The sequence below is a fragment of the Bradyrhizobium sp. 160 genome (assembly GCF_023073735.1).
Taxonomy (GTDB): Bacteria; Pseudomonadota; Alphaproteobacteria; order Rhizobiales; family Xanthobacteraceae; genus Bradyrhizobium.
In genome coordinates, this window is sequence record NZ_JADPKD010000047.1 from 236,271 (window position 1) to 243,193 (window position 6,923).

General features: G+C 63.8%; 9 protein-coding genes and 1 pseudogene. 2 read left to right on the forward strand and 8 right to left on the reverse strand.

The features are described from left to right. The first annotated feature begins 88 nt into the window (after positions 1-88). Positions 89-1,333, forward strand: coding sequence for a DUF763 domain-containing protein (locus tag IVA98_RS19280; protein WP_247304586.1), 1,245 nt, complete (start codon positions 89-91; stop codon positions 1,331-1,333). 37 nt (positions 1,334-1,370) lie between these two features. On the opposite strand, the gene IVA98_RS19285 is transcribed toward IVA98_RS19280, so the two are convergent. The 8 genes and pseudogenes from IVA98_RS19285 to IVA98_RS19320 form a co-directional block, all read right to left on the reverse strand. After that, positions 1,371-1,613: a hypothetical protein gene (locus IVA98_RS19285; protein WP_247304588.1), complete on the reverse strand. Its 243-nt coding sequence runs from the start codon at positions 1,611-1,613 to the stop codon at positions 1,371-1,373. Between the two features lie 33 nt (positions 1,614-1,646). Then, positions 1,647-1,910, reverse strand: coding sequence for a hypothetical protein (locus IVA98_RS19290; RefSeq protein ID WP_247276857.1), 264 nt, complete (start codon positions 1,908-1,910; stop codon positions 1,647-1,649). Positions 1,911-1,925: 15 nt separating this feature from the next. Beyond that, positions 1,926-2,153, reverse strand: a complete 228-nt coding sequence (locus tag IVA98_RS19295; protein ID WP_247355318.1) for a hypothetical protein — start codon at positions 2,151-2,153, stop codon at positions 1,926-1,928. Between the two features lie 3 nt (positions 2,154-2,156). Continuing rightward, the gene (locus tag IVA98_RS19300) at positions 2,157-2,357 is read right to left on the reverse strand and encodes a hypothetical protein (RefSeq protein ID WP_247332963.1); all 201 of its coding nucleotides are present in this window, start codon (positions 2,355-2,357) and stop codon (positions 2,157-2,159) included. 14 nt (positions 2,358-2,371) lie between these two features. Then, entirely contained in the window at positions 2,372-2,557 is a 186-nt protein-coding gene (locus IVA98_RS19305; protein ID WP_247332964.1) for a hypothetical protein, read from the reverse strand. Between the two features lie 142 nt (positions 2,558-2,699). Beyond that, complete coding sequence (locus IVA98_RS19310) at positions 2,700-3,968, reverse strand: cytochrome P450 (protein WP_247304594.1); 1,269 nt, start codon at positions 3,966-3,968, stop codon at positions 2,700-2,702. Positions 3,969-4,075: 107 nt separating this feature from the next. Continuing rightward, positions 4,076-4,396 (reverse strand): hypothetical protein, encoded by a 321-nt coding sequence (locus tag IVA98_RS19315; protein ID WP_247304597.1) that lies wholly within the window; start codon positions 4,394-4,396, stop codon positions 4,076-4,078. Between the two features lie 210 nt (positions 4,397-4,606). Then, positions 4,607-5,379: pseudogene (locus IVA98_RS19320) on the reverse strand (ferredoxin--NADP reductase). A gap of 156 nt (positions 5,380-5,535) precedes the next feature. Between IVA98_RS19320 and IVA98_RS19325 the strand changes: the two are divergent. Then, positions 5,536-6,732: an amidohydrolase family protein gene (locus IVA98_RS19325; protein WP_247304602.1), complete on the forward strand. Its 1,197-nt coding sequence runs from the start codon at positions 5,536-5,538 to the stop codon at positions 6,730-6,732. Positions 6,733-6,923: the final 191 nt, after the last annotated feature.

The window sequence follows — 6,923 nt, forward strand, 5'->3', positions numbered from 1 at the left end:
CCTGCCGCCCAGCTTCGCTCCCCTAGCTCGTGCAACGCAGCATTCCGCTGGTGCAACCGCTGGCGAATTGAGCTAATTTGAGGCGCCCATGACTCGACGTAGCGGCAGCGCCGATCTTCCCTTGCACAGCGGACGTGTTCCGCCGTGGCTGGCAAGCCGTATGGCCTCGTTGGGCGCAATCGTCACTCAGGCGATCGTGCATCATTACGGACGCGACGCGTTCATGCAGCGGCTGTCGCATCCGTTCTGGTTCCAGTCGTTTGGCGCAGTTATGGGGATGGACTGGCACTCCTCCGGCATCACGACCTCCGTGATCGGCGCCCTGAAGCGTGGACTCGGACCGCTCCAGGACGAGCTCGGCATCTATGTCTGCGGCGGCCGCGGCCAGCATTCACGCAAGACACCGGACGAGCTGTTGCAGCTCGGCGAGCGCGTCGGCTTCGACGGCGCAATGCTGGTGCGTGCCAGCCGCCTGGTGGCGAAGGTCGACAGCGCGGCTGTGCAAGACGGCTTCGACCTCTATCTCCATGGCTTCTTCGTCACCGCAGAGGGCAAATGGACGGTGGTGCAGCAGGGCATGAACGGCGACAAGCGGCAGGCCCGCCGCTACCACTGGCATTCCGAGGCGCTGAAGAGTTTTGTCGATACACCCCACACTGCGATCGACGGTCCCAAGCAAGGCGAGATCGTCAACCTCACCGACCATCGCGCTGATGTCTCGCGCACCGCGCAGCTCGAGCTGTTGAGAGGTCTTGGCCCGGATCGCATTGTCTCCGAGTTCGAACGACTCACCGGCCTCGAGCCGGCGCAGGCCATGCTGCCGCATCTGATCATGCCCGCGCATCACGACGTCCGCCCCAAGGACGTGTTCGCACGACGCTTGCACGGCACCCTGGCCGCCGCGGCCGAGCGCGGCCCGGTCGATTTCCCGGAGCTGTTGCTGACGCCCGGCGTCGGTGCGCGCACCGTGCGCTCACTTGCGATGGTCGCCGAGGTCGTGCACGGCGCACCCTATCGTTTCAACGATCCCGCGCGCTTTTCGCTCGCCCATGGCGGCAAGGACCGACATCCCTACCCGGTTCCGATCAAGGTCTATGACGAAACTATCCGAGTGCTGAAGGGCGCGATTCAGAACGCCAAGCTCGGTCGCGAGGAGGAAATGCAGGCGATCAAGCGGCTCGACGACCAGGCGCGGCGGCTGGAGCGGACCGCGCAGGGCCCCTCGGTCGAGGCCTACATCGCCGGCGAGCGTGCTGCCTCGCCCGACCTCGACGGCCGCTCCGTGTTCGGTTGGGAGCGCGATCCGGCGCCGACCAAAAAGCGGACCGGCTGAAACCGGTCCACGAGTTGCTCGGGAGGAAGGCCACTTCTTAGGTCTCGTCGGTCTCCGGCTCATCGTCGAGCCGGTTGGCTGCATGGTCCTGATACTGCTCGGTCTGGATGAACTTGCCATCCATGCCGCGGATGTCCGAATGCTGTGCCTTGTCGCGGTTTGACAGCACCATGTTGTCGCCGATCTTGTCCTTCGGGATTTCGGCCATGGCGCCAGTGCCATCGCCCTTGCCATGCATTCCCGATCTGAAGTGCGTCTTGCTGCCGTGCCCTGCTGGCATCGGTTTCTCCTCTTGCAGTGATCTTCCGAAGACTTAGTGCTTCTGTTGCGCCGGCATTGGCTTCGGCGGCTTGTGGCCGCTCTGGCCGGAATCGTTGTGCTTGTTGTGGTCGCTCTCCTGATTGAGGCCGCCGCGACTTACTGCGTATTCGCTGTGCCTGGCTTCCGAGCGCGCGCGATGAACAGCAGCGTCCTCGGCATTATGGCCGATGGCCTGATCGAGCTCCCGCGCGTCGGGAACATCGGGCTTGCGCTCGAGAATGCGAACCTGCTGCTCGTGGGTCTTCTTGCCTTGCATTGCTGTTCTCCGGACCTACCGGCGCCTTCGGTGCGCGCCGCCATGTGCGACGTCCTTGTCGATGCCGCCGCCGACGCCCACATCATTCTCGCGATCGCCTTCGATTGTGTTCTCACCGAAAGCATCTTCGAGGTCGTCGGGTGACGCGCCCGCCATTGTCGCTCCCCTGGATCCTCCGATCAGGGGATTTTCGCGCATGTCCTTATCGCTAGGCATGTACAACTTGGGTTGCTTGCTGCTCATGAACTACCTGCCTCCGCCCTTTCCGGCTTCATCGTGCCTGTGATGGGAATCGCGCTCGCCGCCTCCGCCGGAGATCCGGCTGTGGCTGCGCTGCAAATCGTCCGCCGGCGGTTTCTTCACGTCCAGCGGGGCCTTCGCATTCTCGTGCGAAGCGCCAGGTCCGCCCTGACGAATGCTGTTTGGTGTCTTGGTGGATGTCGACATGAATGTCGTCCTCCTCAGCGATCTTGCTGATAGCCTTGATTGGTCGTGTTCTGCTTGATGTTGCCCTGCTGTCCCTGCTGGTCCGGATTTTCCACGCGCTGTTGGCCGTGCGGGATCCGATCCGCCGACACTTGCTTGGCGTCGCCAGTTCCCTTCGGGCTCTGATTATCCGGTGGGACAGGTGGCATCTTGCTGGCCATGATCTTGTCTCCGTTAAGACGTCGACCTGCGACGCGGCCAAGGAACTCGTCGCCGCGTTCAAGGTCGTGATGATAACAGGGCCAGCGGCATGCCGTTCCTGACTGATCACGTTCGGCAAAGATTTTCCGAAAGATCGCCGACTCAGCTGGCCGCGGTGAGGGAACGATCAATCATCGCTTCGGCGCGCGCCGCCTCTGTTCCGCGGCCTTCAGTCGAGACGGGAAGTTTCGCAATCGCACGCAAACCCGGCCGCCTGCGCCAGCGGACCTCGGCCGGATCGATGGCCAAGGCAAGCTTTGGCCATCGTACGAACAGCGCTTCGAGCGCGCACGCCGCCTCGATGCGCGCGAGCTGGTGGCCGAGGCAGAAATGGATCCCCGTCCCGAACGAGATGTGACGGTTCGGCCTGCGCGCGAGATCGAGGCGTTCCGGGCGATCGTGCACCGTAGGATCCATGTTCGCCGCGGCGAGCATCGCCATGACGCGATCGCCCTTCTTCAGGCGCACGCCTTCGACGTCGAGATCCCGCCGCACATAACGTGGCTTTGAGAATTGCACTGGCGAGACGAAGCGCAGGAACTCTTCGACGGCAAGCCCGACGCGACTCCAGTCCTCTTCGAGCCAATCGCGCAACCCGGGATGCCGGAGCAGTTCGAACGCCGAGCCGCTGATGAGATGCGTGGTGGTCTCCGATCCGGCCGCAAGCAGCAGAAAGACCATCGAAACCATTTCATCCGGCGTGATCTGGCCGCCCTCGCGCTCAACCTGGACCAGCTCTGCGATCAGGCCTTCGCCGCCTTGAACACGTGCGATCTGCAACTGCCGCTCGAGGTAGGCGCGCATCTTGCGGAACGCGAACAGCAGCCGGAAAAAGCTGACCACATTGGTCAGCGAGGACATCGTGTTGGCCCAGGCGATGAATCTCGGACGGTCGGCCGGAGGCAGGCCCAGGAGTTCGGAGATCACCGCAAGCGGCAGGATACGCGCGTAGCGCTGAACCAGATCGGCCGGGCTTCCGTTCGCAAAGAGCTCGTCGGCGAGACCGTCGGCAATAGTGCGGATGCGCGGCTCCATCGCGACGACGGAGCGCCGACGAAAGGCCTCGTCCACGATGCCGCGGAGTCTCGTGTGATCCGGCTCGTCCATCGTCAGCATGTTGTTGGCGATGGTCCTGACGTATCTCGGCATCCACCAGCGCAGACCAGCGACGTCGCCATCCTCCCTTCGCAACGTGAACGTCGCGCCGTCCTTCAGGACCCGCGCGGTGGCGTCATGGGTTGTGGTGATCCAGACGTCGCCGACGAGAGGAAATCGCGTCGCGACCACGGGGCCAGACATGCGCAGCGTCGCAATCGCCTTGGGCGGATCGCGAAAGAAGGCCTCGCTGGTGAAATCGAGGCGCGCGGTCATAGGTTCACCGGAGTGATTGCTGGCGTCTCACCGAGATGGTGCACGGCGCGGGCCGTGCAAGGGCCGAACGCGCCCACCGCTTCAGTCGCAAGTGTCGAGAGACGCGCCTACCCGCGTCCTGGAGATCGCTGCCCGGTCTTGCGCTGCTGCGTGTAGGCGTCCCAATGGCTCCAGCTGCCATTGCTGAGGCTTTGCAGGTCGGTCGCGAGCGGTCGGCGCGTGCGCTTGTCGTGATCGGCGATCACGCGCTCGGACTGCGCGATCTTGCGCTTGAGTTCCGCGATGGTCTTCTGGGTTTGACCGTTCCGCTTCGACGAGGCGATCTCGCCCATCGTGAAGCGCGCGGTCTCCAGCGCCTTCAACTCGGCGCGGTTCTTCTTCAACTGGACCCGGTGCCAGGCGATGTTGCTGTCGCTGTCCGCAACCATGTGGGAACTCCGCTGATTCGCTCCCACATAGTATCGTGCGCCGAATCGGCGCCGCAACGGGCGCCCGACGGCGAAAATGCGACCTTATTGGGCAGGAATTACGGGCCTAGAACGTTTTCGAGGGAGGTGGAGACCGGTCCTCGTAAAGAAACCGCGTCAAAATAAGAATCTGGAGCCCCGTTCCGATGCGCATCGGAACGGAAATGGGCTTTAGCGCTCGGCAAAGGCCTTTTCGACCACGAACTGGGCCGGCTCGCCGTGATTGCCCTCCATGAGGCCGCGTTCACCCAGCAGGACGCGCGTGTCCGCGACCAGCGCTGGACTGCCGCAGATCATGACGCGGTCGTGGGCAGCTTCCAGCGCCGGGAGACCGATGTCGCTGAACAGCTTGCCCGAGGTGATGAGGTCGGTGATGCGGCCGCGATTGCGGAACGGATCGCGCGTGACGGTCGGATAGTAGATCAGCTGATTGCGGATGTACTCGCCGATCAGTTCGTCCTTCGGCAGCGTGTCGGTGATCATCTCGCCATAGGCGAGCTCCTTGACGTGCCGGCAGCCGTGCAGCAGCACCACTTTCTCGAAGCGCTCGTAGGTTTCAGGATCCTTGATCACGCTCAGGAACGGCGCGAGGCCCGTGCCGGTGCCGATGAGGTAGAGGTTTCGGCCCTCTTCCAGGGTGTCGATCACCAGCGTGCCGGTGGCTTTGCGGCTGACGATGATCTCGTCGCCTTCCTTCAAATGCTGAAGCCGCGAGGTCAGCGGACCATCCGGCACCTTGATCGAGAAGAACTCCAGCGTGTCCTCGTAATTGGCGCTGGCGACGCTGTAGGCCCGCAGCAGGGGCTCTCGCCGACCTTGAGGCCGATCATGGTGAACTCGCCGTTGCGGAAACGGAAGGTCGGGCTGCGGGTGGTCTTGAAGGAGAACAGCGTGTCCGTCCAGTGGTGGACGCTCAAAACGCTTTCCTGATTGAAATTGCTCATCACACCTTCCCTGTCGCTTCCATGCGGTTCCGAGGCGGGCAGCTATGCGTCGTTTGTACACGATCATTCGTATACTAATGAATAATCCGGCTTGATCCCGCGGTCAAGGCTGCCCAAGATCGGCAGCGTTGCAGCTAGGAATAAGGAGCCCCTTCCATGGCGCATGACGCACCCCAGGCCACCGGACCCTCAAAGCTCGTGATCCGGAATATCGGCCTGATCCTGTCCGGCGCCCTGGAAAAGCCCATCCTGGACGGCGACACCATCGTTGCCGAGAACGGCAAGATCACCGCGATCGGCCGCTTCAAGGACGTCGACACGGAAGGCGCGACGACGATCGTCGACGCCCACGGCACCACGGTCGCGCCGGGCCTGATTGACAGCCACGTCCACCCTGTTGCGGGCGACTGGACGCCGCGGCAGAACCAGATCAACTGGATCGACAGCTACCTGCATGGCGGCGTCACCACCATGATCTCGGCCGGCGAAGTGCACACGCCCGGCCGTCCCCGCGACGTTGTCGGCCTCAAGGCGATGGCGGTGTTCGCCCAGCGCGCGTTCTGGACCTTGCGCCCCGGCGGCGTGAAGGTTCACGCCGGCGCGCCGGTGATCGAATGCGAGATGGTCGAGGAGGATTTCAAGGAGATGGCCGCCAATGGCGTCAAACTGCTCGGCGAAGTCGGTCTCGGTGGCGTCAAGGACGGCCCGACGGCACGCAAGATGGTCGGCTGGGCGCGCAAATACGGCATCCAGAGCACCATCCACACCGGCGGCCCCTCGATCCCCGGCTCCGGCCTGATCGACAAGGACGTGGTGCTGGAGGCCGACACCGACGTGGTCGGTCACATCAATGGCGGCCACACGGCGCTCCCCGACGACCAAATCCGCTGCATCTGTGAGGGCTGCAAGCGCGGCCTCGAGCTCGTGCACAACGGCAACGAGCGCTCGGCTTTGTTCACGCTGCGCACCGCGCGCGAGATGGGCGATCTCCACCGCGTCATCCTCGGCACCGACGCGCCGGCCGGCTCCGGCGTGCAGCCGCTCGGCATTTTGCGCATGGTGTCGATGCTGTCCTCGCTCGGCGAGCTGCCGGCCGAGATCGCCTTCTGCCTAGCCACCGGCAACACCGCGCGCATGCGCGAGCTCGATTGCGGCCTGATCGAGGTGGGCCGCTCCGCCGACTTCGTCATCATGGACAAGGCGCAGCACTCGCCGGGCAAGACCATTTTGGAGAGCGTGCAGCTCGGCGACCTCCCGGGCATCGGCATGACCATCATCGACGGTATCGTGCGCACCCAGCGCAGCCGCAATACCCCCCCGGCGGGCAAGGTGCCGGAGCTGGTGACGAAGTAAGCCAAGGAAATGGTGTGGTAGGGTGGGCAAAGCGAAAGCGTGCCCACCACAGCGCCTGCAAGTGAAAGATGGTGGGCACGGCGCAAGTGCGCCTTTGCCCACCCTTGTATTAGCCTGATCGGTTATGTTGAGCCGTTCCGTGAGGAATGGCCCAGCCCGGGTGGCCGCCCGAGCTGGGTCGCCGTTCGATC

Bases quoted from the DNA above. Each gene is read 5' to 3' on its own strand.
- IVA98_RS19280 (WP_247304586.1), top strand. From the start codon at position 89: ATGACTCGACGTAGCGGCAGCGCCGATCTTCCCTTGCACAGCGGACGT.
- IVA98_RS19285 (WP_247304588.1), bottom strand. From the start codon at position 1,613: ATGCCAGCAGGGCACGGCAGCAAGACGCACTTCAGATCGGGAATGCAT.
- IVA98_RS19290 (WP_247276857.1), bottom strand. From the start codon at position 1,910: ATGCAAGGCAAGAAGACCCACGAGCAGCAGGTTCGCATTCTCGAGCGC.
- IVA98_RS19295 (WP_247355318.1), bottom strand. From the start codon at position 2,153: ATGAGCAGCAAGCAACCCAAGTTGTACATGCCTAGCGATAAGGACATG.
- IVA98_RS19300 (WP_247332963.1), bottom strand. From the start codon at position 2,357: ATGTCGACATCCACCAAGACACCAAACAGCATTCGTCAGGGCGGACCT.
- IVA98_RS19305 (WP_247332964.1), bottom strand. From the start codon at position 2,557: ATGGCCAGCAAGATGCCACCTGTCCCACCGGATAATCAGAGCCCGAAG.
- IVA98_RS19310 (WP_247304594.1), bottom strand. From the start codon at position 3,968: ATGACCGCGCGCCTCGATTTCACCAGCGAGGCCTTCTTTCGCGATCCG.
- IVA98_RS19315 (WP_247304597.1), bottom strand. From the start codon at position 4,396: ATGGTTGCGGACAGCGACAGCAACATCGCCTGGCACCGGGTCCAGTTG.
- IVA98_RS19325 (WP_247304602.1), top strand. From the start codon at position 5,536: ATGGCGCATGACGCACCCCAGGCCACCGGACCCTCAAAGCTCGTGATC.